Here is a 17,391-nt window from a genome sequence, read left to right on the forward strand (position 1 = left end):
GGACGAACTCGCCGACCTGCTCAGTGGTTCCGCCGAATCGGTACAGTACTATGAGCGCGCGATCCGCGGCGGAGTGGATCCGGCCGCCGTCGCGACCTGGCTCGTGCACGAGGTCCGCGGCGCCGGGGGCAGCGAAGGCCACGCGGGCGCGCTCGAGCCGGAGGCGCTGGCCGAACTGGTGGAACTCGTGCTCGAGCGCTCGATCTCGCGGGCGGTGGCGAAGTCGCTGCTGGCGCGGCTCGTGGAAGAGGGCGGCGCCCCCCGCGAGATCGTTCGGCGCGAGGGGCTGGGCCGGATCGGCGACGCAGAGCAGATTCGCGAGGTCGTGCACGACGTCGTGGCCGCCCACCCGGCCGAGGTGGCGCGCTATGCCGCCGGCCACACCGGCCTCGCCGGTTTTTTCGTCGGCCAGGTCATGCGCGCGACGCACGGACGCGCGGACCCGGCCATCGTGAGGGAACTCCTCGAGGAGAGTCTCAATGACGCTACGTGAAGCGGTGCTTCGCTCGCTCCGGCAACCCCGCCGCGGGTTACTCGTGCTTGCCCTTTGGGGGCTGTGGCCGGGCGCCGCGCTCGAGGCGCAGGATCCGGTCCCTGCGGACAGCGTGATTGCGCTGGGCGAGTTGATCGTCTCGGCGCTGCGCGCCCCCACATCGGTGGGCGAGGTCCCCGTCAACGTGACGACGGTCACGCGCGAGGAACTGCGTCTCTCCGCCGCGCAGACGCTCCAGGACGTCCTTCAGGAGGTGCCCGGACTCAACTTCCGCTTCCCGTTCCAGGCCGGAGTGGCGCATCCCTCCTGGCAGGCCGTGACCCTGCGGGGATTGGGGGGCACGGCCGCCAGCCGCACGCTCGTGCTCGTCGACGGCGTTCCGCTGAACGACCCCTACTTCGGCTGGGTACGATGGAGCCAGGTCCCGGTGGAGGTCATCGAACGCATCGAGATCGTGCGGGGCGGCGCCACGGTCAGCTGGGGCAGCCAGAGCCTCGCGGGCGTCGTCCACGTCATCACGCGCTCCGGCGGTGGCGGCGGGTTCTCCGCGGGCATGCAGGGAGGGAGCCAATCCACCTTCCGCGGCGATGCGATGGCGTCCTTCGGCGACGACCGCGCCGGCGGATACGTGGCGGGCGAGTTCTTCGACAGCGACGGCTACATCGTGACCGAGCCCAGCCTGCGTGGCGCCGTGGACATCCCCTCCGCGTCGAGCCACGGAGCCCTGCGCGCGAAGGTCGAGTTCCAGGCCGGGGACCGCCTGCGCATCCACGCCCAGGGGAACTACTTCGACCAGGACAAGGACAACGCGACCCCCCTCCGCAACAACACGACGGAGGCGGGATTCGGACAGGTCGGCGCCACGCTGACGACCGGCGAGACGTCCTCGCTCGCTTTCAACGCCTACATGCAGTCGCAGACGTACGTGAACTCGTTCTCGGGCGTCGGCGCGGGCCGGAACAGCGAGCAGCCGTCGATCAGTCAGGACGTTCCCTCGTCGGGGGTCGGCGCGAACCTCGTGTGGCAGAAGTCCGGCCTCGGCAGGCACAACCTCACGATCGGGACCGACATCCTGAGCGCGACCGGCGAGGCCTCGGAGCAGTACCTGTTCAGCGACGGCGCGTTCACGCGACAGCGGGAGACCGGCGGCGACCAGACGCTGTACGGCTTCTTCATCCAGGACCGGGTTCACCTGAACGACCGGTCGCAATTGTACGGAGGCCTGAGGTTCGACCGGTGGGGCAATGCCTCGGGCATGCGTCACATCTTCGCGATCGCCGACGGGAACGTACTGACGGATAACGAATTCGAGGACCGAAGCGGGACGAAGCTGAGCCACAACCTCGGCGTCCTGCTCGCTGCTACCGACCGCGCGACGTTCCGCGCGAGCTTCTACAGCGGCCTGCGCGTCCCGACGCTGAACGAACTTTACAAGCCGTTCAGAGCCGCCGGGAACGTCGTGAACGAGTCGAACGAGGCGCTGGATCCGGAGCAGGTGCTGGGCGCGGAGGTGGGTCTCGATCTGCAACCCGGCTCCTCGGTCCTCATCCGGCTCACAGGCTTCTGGGCCCGCGTGAGCGACGCGATCACCGACGTCACGATCCAGGAGGCCGAGACGTCCGGCGTCATTCAGCCGTGCGGCTTCGTGGCGGCCGGGGGCGTGTGCCGGCGTCGCGACAACGTGGGCACGCTGCGCAGCGTCGGACTCGAGACCGAGATCGAACTGCGTCCGTCCGCCGCCTGGCTGCTGGCGATGAACCACCAGTACAACCCGACGGAAGTGACGGACGCGCCGGGACGCCCGGACCTGATCGGGAACGAAGTGCAGGGGAGCCCGACGCACCGCGCCATGCTGAGGGTCGGGCACATCGACCCGTCCACGCTGGAGGTGGTCGCGACCGGCCGGTACCTGGGCGCCCGCTTCGACAACGACCTCAACACGGGGGAGATCGCGGGCTCATTCCTCCTGGATATTCGCTTCCGCCGTCAGCTGACGAGCCGGCTGAGCGCCTTCGCGAGCGTGCAGAACGTCTTCGACACCATCGCCGAGATGTCCCACGACGCGAACGGCTTCATCCGGGTGGGCGCGCCGCGAACCCTCGTGGGCGGCCTGCGGGTGCGCTTCGGCGGCTGATTCGCGCGTCAGTCGTCGAGGGCGAGCGCTGACATGAGGGTGTCGATCTCGTGGCGGAGTTCGGCGACGAGGTCGTCGAGCGGGATGATCCGGCTCTCGCGGACTCCCCGGTGGCTGAGTTCGGCGCCCCCGGCTTCCAGCGAGCGCTCGCCGATGACGAGGCGGAGCGGGAGGCCGCGCAGGTCGGCGTCGTTGAACTTCACGCCGGCGCGGAGGTCCCGCCGGTCGTCGTAGATCGTCTCGATCCCGGCGGCGCACAGCTCCTCGAACACCCGGTCCGCCGTCTCCCACGTCTCCTCCTCGCGCGCGAGTGAGACGAGCGAGACGTGATACGGCGCGACGGAGACCGGCAGTTTGAGGCCGTAGTCGTCCCGGTGTTCCTCGGCCACGCAGGCGAGGAGGCGCCCGGTCCCGATCCCGTACGACCCCATCCAGATCGGACGCTCGACCCCGTCCTCGTCCGTGTACGTCGCCTCCAGCCCCTCGGAGTAGCGGGTGCCGAGCTGGAAGATGTTCCCCACCTCCACGCCGCGGGCCATGCGCAGCCCGTCGGCGCAGCGCCCGCACGGCGCGCCCTCGAAGGCGAGGGCGACGGACCCGACCACGGTGGGCTCGTAGTCGCGGCCGCAGCAGACGTTGCGGAGATGGTAGTCCGTCTCGTTCGCCCCGAGCACCAGGTTCGGCGATTCCACGACCCAGCGGTCGACAACGAAGATCGCGGCCTCGGGCTCCACGCCCACCGGAGAGGCGAACCCCGGCACCATGCCGACCGCGGCGATCTCCTCCTCGTGCGCCGGGCGAAGCTCGAGCGCCCCCGTGAGGTTCTGGACCTGGATCGGGTTCACCTCGAGGTCGCCGCGCACGATCGCCGCGATCAGCTTCTCCTCGCGTGCCCCCTCCTCCGCAGCGAAGCTGCCCATGTAGAAGACCATCTTCCCGGTCTCCGCGGCGGAGATCCCGAGCAGCCCCGTCACCTCCTCGATCGTGGCCGTGCCGGGCGTGTGGACGCGCTCCAGCGGCGACATCCCGCCTTCCCGGGGTTCGAGCGTGAACTCGGCGACCTCGCGGTTCGCGGCGTACCCGCAGGCGTCGCAGAGCGCGAGGCTGTCTTCGCCGATCGGCGTCACGTACATGAACTCGTGGGCGATCTTGCCGCCCATCATGCCCGTATCGCTCCGCACGGCCGTGAGCGGCAGGGCGCAGCGCCGCCCGATGCGCTCGTACGCCTCGTAGTGCCGGTCGTACTGCTTCGCGAGCCCCTCCGGGTCCCGATCCAGCGAGTAGGAGTCCTTCATGATGAACTCGCGCACGCGAATGAGCCCGCCGCGGGAGCGAAGTTCGTCCCGGAACTTGGTCTGCATGTGATAGACCATGGCCGGGAGCTGCCGGTAGGACTGGATCTCGGTCGCCGCGTGGAAGGCCACCACCTCCTCGTGCGTCATCGCCAGGAGCAGGTCGCGCTCGCGGCGGTCGACGAACCGGGCCATGGTCGCATCGATGTCGTACCAGCGGCCGGTCGCCTGCCACAGCTCCGCCGGATGCACGACGGGCATCGACAGCTCCTGCCCGTCGATCCGGTCCATCTCCTCGCGCAGGATCTGCTCGATCTTCCTCAGCGACCGCCAGGCGAGAGGCAGGTAGGAGAAGATGCCCGCCGCGAGCTGGCGGACGTAGCCGGCCCTCAGGAGGAGGCTGTGGGACTCGATCTCGGTTTCCCCCGGCGCCTGGCGCAGGGTCATGCCGAAGAGATTCGAGACTCGCTGTCCTGTACGTTCGGTTCGATTCACGGGTCGACCGCTCGGAGTGGTTCGGAATGGGCTCGGAATGGTAACGGGTTCCGCCGCACGGCGCGGAGAGACACGCGACGCTAACCGGCCCGCTGTCCGGGGGCCAGCGTGTCGATAAGATATCGGTCGGGCACCGGCTCGGCCCGACACCGATACGACTTCATCCCCGGAGTGACCCGTGCTTCGAAGGTCCGCAGCGCCCAGCGTGAAGCCCGTCATGATCGTCGTCCTCGCCGCCGCCGTGGCGACCCCCCCCGCCTCCCGCCCGCTGCACGGCCAGGAAGCCGGGCGACCCGCCGCGGAACTCGCGGCGCTGCACGACATCGTGGCGGCCGTCTCGGCCGCGCGCGTGGAGGCCGACATCCGCCGGCTCGCGGGCTTCGGCACCCGCCACACGCTGTCCGACACGCTGTCCGACACGCGCGGGATCGGGGCCGCCCGGCGCTGGATCAAGGCCGAGTTCGACGCGATCTCCGCGGCGTGCGGCGGGTGCCTCGAGGTCTCGTACCAGACGTCCCTCGTCATGGGCGCGGCCCGCATCCCCGACACGACGGCCATCGTCAACGTGCTCGCGATCCAGCGCGGGACGACGGACCCGGGCCGCTACGTCGTGATGTCGGGCGATATCGACTCGCGCGCTACGGGCGCCCTCGACGGCGTCATCGACGCGCCCGGCGCGAACGACAACGCGTCCGGGATGGCCGGCGTGCTGGAGGCCGCGCGCGTCCTCACGCAGTACGAGTTCAACGGATCCATCATCTACGCGGGGCTGTCCGGCGAGGAGCAGGGGCTGTTCGGCGGGCGGCACATGGCCGAGGTCGCGCTCGACGAGGGCTGGCGCCTCCAGGCGGTGCTGAACAACGACATGATCGGCAACATCCAGGGCCAGAACGGCATCTCGGACAACACCATCGCGCGCATCTTCGCCGAGGGCACGCGGGCGGACGAAACCGAGCAGGTCGCCGGGCGGCGGCGCGTCACCGGGGGCGAGGTGGACTCCCCGTCGCGGAACCTGGCCCGTTTCGTCGACCGTCTCGTCGACGGCTACGTCCCGAATCTCGACATGATGATGGTGTACCGGCTGGACCGGTTCGGGCGCGGCGGACACCACCGGCCGTTCAACGACGCCGGCTTCCCCGCCGTCCGGATCATGGAGGCGAACGAGGACTACCGGCGCCAGCACCAGGACATCCGCGTGGAGGATGGCGTCGAGTACGGCGACGTGATCGAGGAGGTCGAGTTCGACTTCGCCGCCAAGCTGACGGCGGTCAACGCGATCTCGCTCGCCGCCATGGCCTGGGCTCCCGCGCCGCCGCGGAACGTGGCGATCCAGGGCGCCGTCCGGCCGTCCACGACGCTCAGGTGGGACCCGGTCCCCCCGGACCGCGCCCCGAACCTCGCGGGATACCGCGTCTACTGGCGGCTCACCGATGCGCCGCAGTGGCAGTGGAGCGTCTTCGCGGGCGACGTGACGGAGCACACGCTCGAGAACATCGTCATCGACAACTACCTGTTCGGCGTGGCCAGCGTGTCGGAGGACGGCTACGAGAGTCCCGTCGTCTTCCCGTGGCCCATCGGAGCGTTCGAGCCGCTGGAATGGACCCGCCGCGATCCCGGTAGCTAGAAGCCGCCAGGCGCGGCGCCGGGTGGCCCGAATCCCGGCCTCCAGTTGTCGTGCGGCTAGGCGCGGCGCCAGGCCCAGCGGAACAGGAAGAAGCAGAACAGGAGCGCGACGGCGATCCACAACCCGCCCCAGACGAGCGTCGGGATGCCGGTGAGTTCGGCCAGCATCCGGGCGTCCGACCGCAACTCCGGCCGGTCGAGGATGTCGCTCTTGATGTCCAGCACCGCGTAGAGGCAACTCGTGAGGCCGAGCGCGGTGAGCAGGACGCGGTTCACCGCGGCGCTCGCCCGCCAGGCCACCGCGAGCAGCGCGGCGGAGAAGGCGAGTCCGAACGCGACGGCGAAGGATTGCTGCGCGAAGAGCAGCGTCATGCCCCCCACGGTCGCGGCGAGGACCGCGGAAAACCACGAGCTGAGCGTCGGGAAGCGTTCCGCGCTCCAGATCATCAGTCCGCCCCAGAGCAGACTTCCGAGATACCCCGCGGAAAGGCTCAGGAACGCGTTCCCGCCGGGACACCGGCACAGTCCTCCTTCGCGCGGCGTCACCTCGATGGCGAGGATCCGCCCCCCCGTCGCCAGCGTTGCCAGCCCGTGGCTGATCTCGTGCATGAGGACGACGAAGAGCTTCACGGGATACACGAAGGGCGTGTCCCAGAGGAACCAGACGACCGCGAAGAGGCCGACGAACGCGGCCAGGAACCGGACGCGTCGCTTGGATTGATCGTTCATGCGTTCCTCATACGGGATGCGCGGCGCGCCGGTGTCGTCACGTTGCGATCAGGATGACGAGCGCGACGAGCGTCATGGCCACGCCCGCGAGCGCGAAGACCGGCAACTTCCGGTCGAACCGCCACCGGCACACGGCGAAGACCAGCGAAAAGATGCCCAGCGTGGCGTATATGGGCAGAAGCGCGCCGGCCCATGCCGTGCGCTCGCTGAGCGCGAGCACCGCGAGCCCCGCGGCGAGCGTCGCGATGAAGAGGGAGCGCTCGTCCGTGAGGGGCGGCTGCGGCCAACGGGTCGCGGGCAGCCAGCCGCCGAGGGCGAGCGGGGCCAGGAGGAGCGCCTCGCCCAGCATGGTCAGCCGCCAGGCATCCTGCGCCGGGCCCGCGACCAGGAAGGCGTCGGTGAACGCGGCGAACCCCGCGGAAGTCGCGGAGACCGCGGCCATCAGGTAGAGGCCGAAGGCGATGATCCGACCCGAGATCCGCGCCGCATGGAAGGTCCCCGGGGCGTCCCGGCGCAGGCGGAGCGCCGGCACGGATTCCGCGGGCGATCTCCCGACGCTGCGGGGCAACCACCGGCGGGGTCCGGAGCGCCTCGACCGGGCCAGCAGCCCTGCCCCGATCCGGCGCAGCGCGTCGGCCTCCGCCGCCGACAGCTCGGCGCGGGCCACAGCGGCATCCAGTTCGTCCTCGTCCAGCAACACGCCGGCTCCCCCCTCCGGCAGCCACACGTCGAGGTAGAGATCCTCGATGACCCAGGGCGAGGACTGCAGGCGCGGAGGGCGGATGAGGTTGATGTAGTAGCCCTGGAAGGTGCCGCGGCCGTGGTAGAAGGCTCCGACCTCGAAGGGCTGCCCCGGCCGAAGGAACCACATGAGGAGGGAGCCGGGCCGCAGGGTCGTGGCTCCGTCGATCCTCACCGGCGTAAAGTCCCCGTCGAGGATCTGAAGCGTGATCTTCCATCGCGGGTCGTCCACGAGCAACTCCTGGCGGAAGCGCTGCACGTGACTCCCGCGACGCACTTCCACGTCTACGCGCGGTGCATCGTCCGGGATCCGGCGCGCGGCCCGCAACGCGCGACGCCGCGCCCCCAGGAGGTCGAAACCCACCTAAATGTCCGACGGAGACCCCGGGTCTCGCCACGGAGCGTCGGACGTGAACGATCCGTTCGCGTCGGCGAGCCTTTCCAGCCCCGGCGCCGGAGCGAAGCGGTCCCCGTGCCGCTCCCGCAGTTCGAGAAGACGGTCGCGCACCGCCCCCGCTCCGCGGGATTCCGCCCACGCCAGCGGTCCGCCGCGGAACGGCGGAAACCCGGTGCCGAGCACCATCGCGAGATCGACGTCTCCCGGCCCCGCCACGACGCGTTCCTCCAGCGCGTACATGGCTTCGTTCACGGAAACCAGCAGGCAGCGGTCGATGATCTCCTCGGGTCGCACGCCGCCGCCCCCCGAGCGGAAGGCGCGGCTCACCTCCCGGTCCACGCGCTCGTCGCGGTCGGAATAGGTGTAGAACCCGCGATCGTTCTTCCTCCCCAGCCGGCCCAGGCCCGTGAGCGTTTCCAGAGCCGCGGAGGGCCGCATGCGGTCGCCGAACGCCCGGGACATCTCCTTCGCGACGTGCGCCGCGACATCGAAACCGACCTCATCGAGCAGTCGACACGGCCCCATCGGAAGCCCGAACTCCTTCAGCGTCCGGTCGATACCCGCCACGTCCGCCCCATCCTCCAGCAGGAAGCCGACCTCGTTCAGGTACGGCGCGAGAAGCCGGTTGACGATGAACCCGGGCCGGTCCGCGACGAGCACGGGCGTCTTCCCGAGCCGCCGCGCGAGCCGGACCGCCGTGGCGAGCGCCGCATCCGATGAAGACTCCCCGCGGATGATCTCCACGAGGGGCATCCGGTGCACCGGATTGAAGAAGTGCAGGCCGACGACCCGGTCCGGGCGGGCGGCGGCCCGGCTCACCTCCGTCACCGACAGCGAGGACGTGTTCGTCGCGAAGACGGCGTGCGGGGGGAGTTCCGGCTCCACATCCCGCAGGACCTGCTGCTTCACGTGGAGCCGTTCGACGACGGCTTCGATGACGACATCGACATCGCCGAACCGCTCGTAGTCGAGCGTTCCGTGGATGAGCGCGAACTTCAGCCCCACCTCCTCCGGCGCGATGATCCCCCGCTTGCCCGCCTTCTGGAGCAACTCGTTCGCGTGGCGCAGTCCCGTGTCGAGCGCAGCCCGATCGATATCCTTGAGGATGACCGCGATGTCGTGCGCGGCGGCGAGTTCGGCGATCCCGCCGCCCATGACGCCGGCCCCGAGGACGGCGACCTTCCTGACCTCCCGTTGCTGTGCCCCGATCTGCGGAGCGAAGGTCTTGTTCGCGGCCCGGCCTCCCCGGAACAGCCGGACGAGGTTCCGGCAGACGTCCGTCGTGGCCACTTCCCCCAGCGCCTCCGCCTCGATGGCGAGGGCCTCGTCGATCGGCAGGTCCAGCGTTTCCTCGATGACGTCGATCGCCTTCAGGGCCGCGGGGTATCGCGTCCCGGAGGCGGTGCGCACGCGCTTGCGGGCACCCCGGAACAGAAGACGGCGACCCAGGCGGGTGTTTTCGAGGAAGCGGTCTCGTGCGGTCTCGTGCGGGAGCACGCGCTCGACCCGCCCGAGCACGGCGTCCAGCGCCACCTGCGCGACGGAATGCTGGAAGCCCGTGTCCTCGAAGACCTGGTCGACGAGACCGTACCGATACGCGTGCGAGGCGGAGAGGCTCCGCCCCGTGAGGATCATCGAGAGCGCCCGCTGAATCCCGATGAGGCGGGGCAGCCGCACCGAGCCCCCGAACCCGGGAATCAACCCGAGCTTGATCTCGGGCAGGCCGATGGTCGTGGCGGGCGCGTCCGAAGCCAGGCGCCAGTCGCACGCCAGCGCGAGTTCCGTGCCCCCGCCCAGGCAGACGCCGCGAATCGCGGCGATCTTCGGGATCCCGAGCCGTCCCAGCCGGCTGAAGATCCGCTGCCCCATCGCGCTCTTCCGGCTGCCGTCCTCCTCGTCCTCGATCTCGGCGATCTCGTTGACGTCGGCGCCGGCAATGAACGTCCCCGGCTTTGCGCTCCAGATGACGACCGCGATGGGGTGTCCGGTCGCGATCCGCGACTCGAGTTCCGCGAGATAGTGGTCCAGGTGCTGCATCACCTGGAGATTGAGGAGGTTCACCTGGGAGTCGGCGGCGTCGAAGATCAACCAGGCGATCTTGTCCGCGTCGATCTCGAGCCTGAGCGGCGGCGGCGGCTTATCTACCATGCGTTCCCCAGCTACCCGGCAGCGCTCGAATCAGCCGGGGTATTTCCGGGACACGACACTAGCAGCGCTGACGCACACCCTGTCGCAGTTCGGCGTTGCCCGGCACCAGCCGCAGCGTGTCCGACGAAGCCTCGTCGACCATCACGTTCCAGTAGAGTTCACCGGCCGCGGTGTTCACCCGCGCGTGGATCCACCAGGGCCCGCCGGACGCCGACGCCCACGCCACCCCATCGGCGTCCGTGGTGTCCGCCATCACCTCTCGTCCCAGCGCCATGAGGAGATCGTCCTCCATGTCGCCGTACCCCGCGAAGGCCGCTTCCTCCCAGGAATCGATGACGATGCAGATCGAGTCGACGCGCTGCTGGTTGGCCTGCTGCAGCTCGCTGAACTCGTCGAACGCCGCCTGGCGCTGGCGGTTCAGGGCCTGCTCGCGATCCTCGAGATCGCCGAACTGGTCGAACAGCTGCCGGTACTGCGCGCTGCGGTCGTCGAGATTGTCGAGTTGCGCAGTGATCGACCGCATGGAATCGCGGACGTTGTTCCAGCTCGACTCCGCCGTACTCCAGCGGTCCCGGTACTCCTGTTCGGTCCGGGAGGCCTCCTCGAGATCCGCCGGGATCGTCGGCTCCGGCGTCGCGGCCTGCCCGACGATGACCGCGAACATGGAATCGCGGTCAAATGGAAGAAACTGAACTTCCAGGTCGTTCACCGGTTCGGCCGCGGCCTCGTCGGCCGTGACGTGCACGGTGATTCTGCCGCCACAGGCGGCCAGCAACGGGAGGATCGCCAGAAGCGGGGTCGCCACACGCAACTTCGACATCAATCGAACTCCAGTTGGGGTGTCCGGATAAGTGGGCGGAATCTAAGAAGCTCCTGCTAGCGGCGGTAGCCGTCCAGGAAGTAGCCGACCGGGTTCACCGCGCGGCCGTCGATCAGGACCTCGTAGTGTAGATTGGGACCCGTGGCCGTCCCGGAGACGCCGACCTCCCCGAGGGTGTCGCCACGCCGGACCTGGGCGCCCACGCGAACCGCGATTCTGCCCAGGTGAGCGTAGAGGCTCTCATAGCCATCGCCGTGGTCGATCTCGACGACGCGGCCGTACCCGGTCTTCGTGCCGGCGAACGTGACCCGCCCCGCCCCCGTCGCGATCACGGGCGAGCCGAAATCGGCCGAAATGTCGACGGCGGTATGGGGGCGCCGGAGCCCGAGCACCGGATGCAGCCGATTGTAGCTGAAGCCCGAGGAGATCCAGGAGTCTTCCGCGACGACCGGCCAGATCGAGGGAATGCGCTGAAACCGCTCGCGATGCGTCCCGACGGAATCCGCCGCCTCGGTGAGACTGCTCCCAAGCAGATCCGCGCGCCGCAGCAACTGCTCGATGTCGACCACCACATCCTCGGCCTCCCGCGCCAGGTCCGGGGCGACCTCGAAGAACTCGTCGTTCATCGGGGAGACGTCTCCGGGTCCGCCGACGCCGACCGAGTAGACGTCGGGATCGAGCAGGGGAAGGCCGGCGACGAGCCGGAATCGCTGTTCCCGCGCGGAGAGATCGTCGAGCGCCTGGCTGAACTCTCCGCTGCGGCGCTCCATGGCCTGCAGGCTGCTGATCAACTGCCGGTTCTCGGCCCGATAGCGCGCGAGCTGCTCCGCCGCATCCTGGCGCCCCAACACGGTGGCGACGAAGGCGGAGGCCATCATCAGGAGCACGGCCGCGGCGATCCCGACAGCTTTCGCGCGGCGCTTCTCCACGCGATAGCTGCGCGCCCGCCCGCCGCCTCCGGGCAGTATCTGTATCGTCCAGTACGAAGGTTTCCTCAAGTCGTCCAACCGTAACGAGGGGCGAAAAAAAGGCCGGTCGAGCTGCCCGGCCGGTCGGCCGCGCGACGGCAACAACCCGCACGCAGCCGCAACATCGGTTGATAAAGTTAGCCGCGGGCGGCGACCAGTGTCAACGTTTCGGGCGGCGGCGCGGAGGCGGCCCCGCGATCAGGGCCGGGGGAAGAGCACGGCGCCCGGACGCACGGCCCGGAGCCCGGCTACGGACGCTTCGAGACGCTCGAAGGCCGGCGGCGATCCGTCGCCCCCCAGCGTCCGCCAGAGTTCGGCGGCCTTCGCCGGCGTGAAGGGGGCCAGCATCACGGCCACCGTGCCGAGCGCCGCGATGAGCTGCGACAACACGCCGTCGAGCGCGTCCGCGTCCGCGCCCTCCTCGCGCTCCGCCTTCGCCAGCGCCCAGGGCTTCGACTCGTCCACGAACCCGTTCGCCGCGCGCACGATGTCGAACGCCGCCGCCAGGCCCCGGTGCAGCAGGTAGCCGTCCATGGCCGCGCGGTATGCCGCGAGGGCGCGCGCCGCCTCTTCCGCGAGTGCTCCAGCCCGCGGCCGCGGCACGTCCCCGCCGCGGTACCGGGCCACCATCGAGACCACGCGGTTCAGGAGGTTGCCGAGGTCGTTGGCGAGGTCCGTCGTGTAGCGGCGGTCGAACTGCTCGATGAAGGCCTCCGTCGACGGGTAGTCGCGGTCGCCATCCCAGGGCACCTCCCGCAGCAGGAAGTACCGCAGCGCGTCCGGCCCGTGCCGTTCGATGAGTTCGACGAGGCCCAGTTCGGTCCCCGCCGACTTCGAGAGCTTGGCCCCGCCGATCTTGATGAAGCCGTGGCCCCACACGCTCTTCGCCGGCTCCACCCCCGCGGCCAGCAGCATGGCCGGCCAGTACACACAGTGGAAGCGGGTGATGTCCTTGCCGATGATGTGGAGGTCCGCGGGCCAGAGCTTTCCGAACGCCTCGCCGTCCGGATAGCCGATGGCCGTGATGTAGTTCGACAGCGCGTCGAACCACACGTAGACCGTGTGCCCCTCATCGCCCGGAAAGGGGACGCCCCAGCGGATCCTGGAGCGGGAGGCCGAGATGTCGTCGAGTCCGGATTCCAGCAGCCGCGTGATCTCGTTGCGCCGCGTACGGGGCCGCACGGAGTCCGGGTCGTTCCGCAGGCGTTCGAGGAGGGTGTCCCGGTAGTCGGAGAGCTTGAAGAACCAGTTCTCCTCCTCCGTCCACTCGATCTCGCGCCCGGGGTGGAGCGGGCAGCGCCCGTCCGCCAGTTCATCGTCCTTCTTGAAGGCCTCGCACCCGGCGCAGTAGTGGCCCTCGTACTTCGCGCGGCGGAAGTCCCCGTTCGCCGCGATCCGCTCCATGAGCGCGGTCACGCCGCGGTGGTGGCGCGGTTCCGAGGTGCGGATGAAGTCGTCGTTCGAGAGGCCCAGGCGCCGCCAGACATCGAGAAAGGCCTCGGCGATCCGGTCGACCCATTCCGCGGGCTCCGCCCCCTGCTTCTCCGCCTCCTGCTGGACCTTCTGCCCGTGTTCGTCCATCCCGATGAGGAAGTGGACATCGTCGCCGCAGGCGCGCCGGTACCGGGCGATCGCGTCGGCGCCGATCTTCTCGATCGCGTGCCCCAGGTGCGGGTCGCCGTTCGAGTAGTCGATCGCCGTCGTGAGATAGAATCGAGGCGCTTGCGGGGCTGTTGCCACGGGCCGCTTAGCGGCGGTCCAGGTCGGCGCGGCGAGCCGCGCGCCTCTCGTCCTTCAGTTGGGCCAGCGGGATCGTACGGGTCTCGCCGTCGCCCGCCTCGAGCGACACGGTCTCCTCGAACAGGTCCCACGACTTCACGTTCTCGCGGCCGTTGGCGGTTCGAATCGTCCGGCCCACGGGCGGGAAGCGCTTCTTCGCCTGCGTGTACACGGCGTGCTCGTATCGGAGGCAGTTCATGAGACGGCCGCAGGCGCCCGAAATCTGGCTTGGATTGAGAGAGAGGCCCTGGTCCTTCGCGAGCTGCAGCGTGACGGGCTCGATGGACGTGAGCCACGAGCGGCAGCAGAGTTCACGGCGGCAGCGGCCCAGCCCCCCGAGGCGGCGCGCCTCATCGCGCACCCCGATCTGGCGCAGGTCGATGCGGGTGCGGAACGAGCGGGCCATGTCCCGCACGAGGGCGCGAAAGTCGACCCGCTTCTCCGCGGTGAAGTAGACCGTGAGCTTGTTGCGGTCCCACTGCCACTCCGCCTCGCTCACCTTCATGCGCAGCCGGTGTTTCACGGCGAGTTCGCGCGTGCGCCGGCGCACCTCGAGTTCCTGGTCGCGAAGCTGCCGCAGCCGCAGGACATCGGCCGGCGCCGCGCGGCGGATCACGCGGCGGGACGGCGGCGGGACGGTGCGCTCGCCCACGGCGTCGCAGCCTCCCTCGCACGCCAGGTCCCGGGCCGAGGCCGCGCGCTTCACCCACCCGATGTCCTGCCCTCGGTCGGCCTCCACGACGACGTACTCGCGTTCCGTCAGCGGAGGGGCGCCGCTGAAGGCGAAGAAGTCGGAGCGAAGGCCCTTGAAGCGGACCTCGAGGACCTGGCTCGGGGCGCCCGCCGCCGGACCCGGCGATGCCACGCGATCCGGGGCCGCCACGGGACTGGGGGGCGCCGCCGGACTCGGGGTCGCCGCGCCGTTGCCTGACTCGCCGCCGGGGCGCGCGGGACGGGGCGGGCGCGGCCGCACGGGGCGCGGCCGCCGGCCCTCGCTCACCTCTCCTCCCAGGCGCCGATGGCGTAGTACTTGTCCCGCCGTGACTCGACCAGCTCGGCCGGCTCCCGCTTCGCCAGCTCCCGCAGATGGCGCCGGATGGCCGCGCCCATGGCTTCGACCGCGGCCTCGCGGTCCGCATGCGCCCCTCCCCGGGGCTCCGGGATGACCTGGTCCACCACGCCCAGATCCTGGAGGTCGCGGGCGGTGAGCTTGAGCGCCTCCGCCGCTTTGTCGGAGTGCTCGCGGCTCCGCCACAGGATCGCGGCGCACCCCTCGGGCGAGATCACGGAGTAGATCGCGTTCTCCATCATGAGGACGCGGTCGGCCACGCCGATGCCCAGGGCGCCGCCCGAGCCTCCCTCGCCGATGACGCAGCTCACGATCGGGACACGCAGGCCCGCCATCACGGCGAGGTTGCGGGCGATCGCCTCCGCCTGGCCCCGCTCCTCGGCGCCGATCCCCGGATACGCCCCCTGCGTGTCGATGAAGGTGATGACGGGGCGGCCGAACTTCTCGGCCAGCCGCAGCAGGCGCTTCGCCTTGCGATACCCCTCCGGATGGGGAGAACCGAAGTTGCGGCGCAGGTTCTCCTTCATCTCCCGGCCCTTCTGGTGCCCGATGACCATGACCGAGCGGTCGTCGAGCTTGAGCCAGCCGCCGACGATGGCGGGGTCGTCGCGGAAGACCCGGTCGCCGCGCAGTTCGAAGAAGTCCGTGCCGATCCCCTGGATGTAGTCGAGCGAGAAGGGACGGTCCTGGTTGCGGGCGAGCTTTACGCGGTCGAAACGCGAGAGCCGGGCCATGGCCTCATCGTGCGCGGCGGCGAGCTGCGCCTCCAGGGGCCCCAGCTCGGCGCTCACGTCGATCCCGCGTTCCCGGGCCTTGTTCCGAAGCTCCTCCACGTGGTTGCGGAGTTCGGCCAGGCCTTCCTGTTCTATCGACATACGCGATCATCTCTCGGTCCCGGAGCCGACATCCATTCCCGGCAGGCCGTCGGCTGCCTGCACAAACTGGGCCCGCGGGTGGCGATCCGGCCAGCGGGCGGCCGAAGGGCCCCCGAACCGTCAGCGGTTCGGGACCAGCCTCACGCCGCTTCCGCCCAGCAGCGCGCGCAGCTCCTCGACCAGGCTCGGCGTCGGGGCCACGCGCAGCGTTGCCGACTTGAACCGGGACGGGCGCCCGTCGCCTTCCGGCCCCCCGAGGTCCCCGTTCGCGCCGCCGTTCTCCTGGCTCCCGCCCGCCTTCACATCCAGGTAGAGCGGCCCGCGTCCCGGCGAAGCCTCGATCAACGCGCGCGCCTTGCCGAACGCGCCGGGCTCCAGCGGATCGTCCTCGCGGAGCTCGATCAGGATCCCCACCTGGCCCTCGTCCCGGACGTCGGCCAGCGGCCGCACGGAGTCGAGGAAGATGGGCGGATCGTCGTCGTCTCGCGAGTTACCCGACACCGTGCCCGCGATCAGGACCGGGCGGTCGTCCGTGAGGAGACCGCGGTTCTTCTGCCACACATCGCCGAACACGAGCGTCGTCGCCGTGCCGTGAAAATCTTCGATCGTGAGGCGCGCCCACTCGCGGCCGTCCTTGCGCGCCGTGCGCACGGAAGTCTCCGTGATGACGCAGGGGACCTCCACCTTCCGGTCGCGGCGCTGGCGGAGGTTCGTCGTCCTCGCCTCCAGCGCGTACATGTCGACGAGATCCCGGTAGCGCTCGAGCGGGTGTCCCGAGATGTAGAAGCCGAGGCGCTCCTTCTCCTCGCGCAGGCGGTCGCGCTCGCTCCACGCGGGCACGACCGGGAGTTCGACCTCCGGCCGCGTCTCCGCCGCGTCGCCTCCGAACAGGCTCGTCTGTCCGCTCTCCGCCTCCTGCCGGCGCAACTGCGCCTCGTTGAGCATGACTTCGAGGCCGGCGGTGAGGGCGGCGCGGTCGCCCAGGTCGTCAAGCGCCCCGGCGCCGATGAGGGCCTGGATGACGCGCGAGTTGTTGAGCCGCAGGTCGATCCGTTCGAGGAAGTCGATGAAGCTCTCGAACGGGGCCTCCTCCCGCGCGGCCTGGATGGACCGGATCGCGGAGTGCCCCACGCCCTTGATCGCGCCCAGCCCGAAGCGGATCGCCGACTTCCCGGGATCGTCCGGGGCGTCGACGACCGTGAAGCGATACCCCGACTCCTTGACCGAGGGGGGCAGCACCCGGATGCCGAGCGGCCGCGCCGCCGCGATGTAGGAGACGACGGCATCCGTGCTCCCGATCTCCGACGACAGGAGACCGGCCATGAACTCGGCCGGGTAGTGCGCCTTCAGCCACGCGGTCCGATAGGAGAGGAGCGCGTACGCCACGCTGTGCGCCTTGTTGAAGCCGTAGCGGCCGAAGGTGCGGATGAGCTCGGCGATCTCGCCCGCCTTCGGTTTCGCGACCCCGCGCTCGACCGCGCGCTTGACGAACTCCCCGAGCACCCGATCCGTGAGGTCGGCGTCCTTCTTTCCCACCGCCTTCCGGAGCACGTCCGCTTCGGCGAGCGAGAAGCCCGCGAGCAGGTTGGCCGCCCGCATCACCTGCTCCTGGTAGGTGATGACCCCGTACGTCGGCTCCAGGATCTCCTGCAGGTCGGGGTGCGGATAATCGACCGCCTGGAGCCCCCGCTTGCGCTTGATGTAGACGTCCGTCATCCCGGAATCGAGCGGACCCGGGCGGATGAGCGCGTTGACGGCGACGAGGTCGTCGAAGCGGTCGCAGCGCATGGCGCGCAGCTTGTCCGTCGCGAGGCTGGACTCGAACTGG

The 17,391-nt window shown here is 70.0% G+C and carries 11 protein-coding genes and 2 pseudogenes; 3 read left to right on the plus strand and 10 right to left on the minus strand.

Annotation, left to right across the window (positions count from 1 at the left end):
- Positions 1–493: pseudogene (locus RN743_RS05130) on the plus strand (GatB/YqeY domain-containing protein); the annotation flags it as partial.
- Positions 480–2,627 (plus strand): TonB-dependent receptor, encoded by a 2,148-nt coding sequence (locus RN743_RS05135; protein ID WP_310777054.1) that lies wholly within the window; start codon positions 480–482, stop codon positions 2,625–2,627. The pseudogene RN743_RS05130 and the gene RN743_RS05135, both read left to right, overlap by 14 nt.
- An 8-nt stretch (positions 2,628–2,635) precedes the next feature.
- Here RN743_RS05135 and RN743_RS05140 read toward each other — a convergent pair whose 3' ends face one another.
- Positions 2,636–4,633 carry a proline--tRNA ligase gene (locus RN743_RS05140; RefSeq protein WP_310777057.1) on the minus strand — a complete coding sequence of 666 codons (1,998 nt, stop codon included), beginning with the start codon at positions 4,631–4,633 and terminating at the stop codon, positions 2,636–2,638.
- Between RN743_RS05140 and RN743_RS05145 the strand changes: the two genes are divergently transcribed.
- Positions 4,593–6,038 (plus strand): M28 family metallopeptidase, encoded by a 1,446-nt coding sequence (locus RN743_RS05145; protein ID WP_310777060.1) that lies wholly within the window; start codon positions 4,593–4,595, stop codon positions 6,036–6,038. The genes RN743_RS05140 and RN743_RS05145 overlap by 41 nt on opposite strands.
- Before the next feature lie 56 nt (positions 6,039–6,094).
- On the opposite strand, the gene RN743_RS05150 is transcribed toward RN743_RS05145, so the two are convergent.
- From RN743_RS05150 to dnaE, 9 genes and pseudogenes are all read right to left on the minus strand, one after another.
- Positions 6,095–6,766, minus strand: a complete 672-nt coding sequence (locus RN743_RS05150; protein ID WP_310777062.1) for a M50 family metallopeptidase — start codon at positions 6,764–6,766, stop codon at positions 6,095–6,097.
- A gap of 37 nt (positions 6,767–6,803) precedes the next feature.
- A complete protein-coding gene (locus tag RN743_RS05155) occupies positions 6,804–7,871 on the minus strand; it encodes a DUF402 domain-containing protein (RefSeq protein WP_310777066.1) in 1,068 nt (355 codons plus the stop codon).
- Entirely contained in the window at positions 7,872–10,052 is a 2,181-nt protein-coding gene (locus tag RN743_RS05160) for a 3-hydroxyacyl-CoA dehydrogenase NAD-binding domain-containing protein (RefSeq protein WP_310777069.1), read from the minus strand. It abuts the gene before it with no gap.
- A gap of 58 nt (positions 10,053–10,110) precedes the next feature.
- The gene (locus RN743_RS05165) at positions 10,111–10,872 is read right to left on the minus strand and encodes a hypothetical protein (protein WP_310777071.1); all 762 of its coding nucleotides are present in this window, start codon (positions 10,870–10,872) and stop codon (positions 10,111–10,113) included.
- A 56-nt stretch (positions 10,873–10,928) separates the two neighbouring features.
- A complete protein-coding gene (locus RN743_RS05170) occupies positions 10,929–11,870 on the minus strand; it encodes a M23 family metallopeptidase (protein ID WP_310777073.1) in 942 nt (313 codons plus the stop codon).
- A gap of 168 nt (positions 11,871–12,038) precedes the next feature.
- Positions 12,039–13,580 (minus strand): class I tRNA ligase family protein, encoded by a 1,542-nt coding sequence (locus tag RN743_RS05175; RefSeq protein WP_310777076.1) that lies wholly within the window; start codon positions 13,578–13,580, stop codon positions 12,039–12,041.
- 7 nt (positions 13,581–13,587) lie between these two features.
- On the minus strand, positions 13,588–14,484 hold the full coding sequence (gene ricT / locus RN743_RS05180) for a regulatory iron-sulfur-containing complex subunit RicT (protein ID WP_310777080.1): 897 nt from the start codon (positions 14,482–14,484) through the stop codon (positions 13,588–13,590).
- A 131-nt stretch (positions 14,485–14,615) separates the two neighbouring features.
- Positions 14,616–15,563 carry an acetyl-CoA carboxylase carboxyltransferase subunit alpha gene (locus tag RN743_RS05185; RefSeq protein WP_310777082.1) on the minus strand — a complete coding sequence of 316 codons (948 nt, stop codon included), beginning with the start codon at positions 15,561–15,563 and terminating at the stop codon, positions 14,616–14,618.
- A 120-nt stretch (positions 15,564–15,683) separates the two neighbouring features.
- Positions 15,684–17,391 (minus strand): annotated as a pseudogene (gene dnaE / locus RN743_RS05190) (DNA polymerase III subunit alpha); the annotation flags it as partial.

Source organism: Candidatus Palauibacter scopulicola (genome assembly GCF_947581915.1).
In the GTDB taxonomy this organism is placed as follows: domain Bacteria; phylum Gemmatimonadota; class Gemmatimonadetes; order Palauibacterales; family Palauibacteraceae; genus Palauibacter; species Palauibacter scopulicola.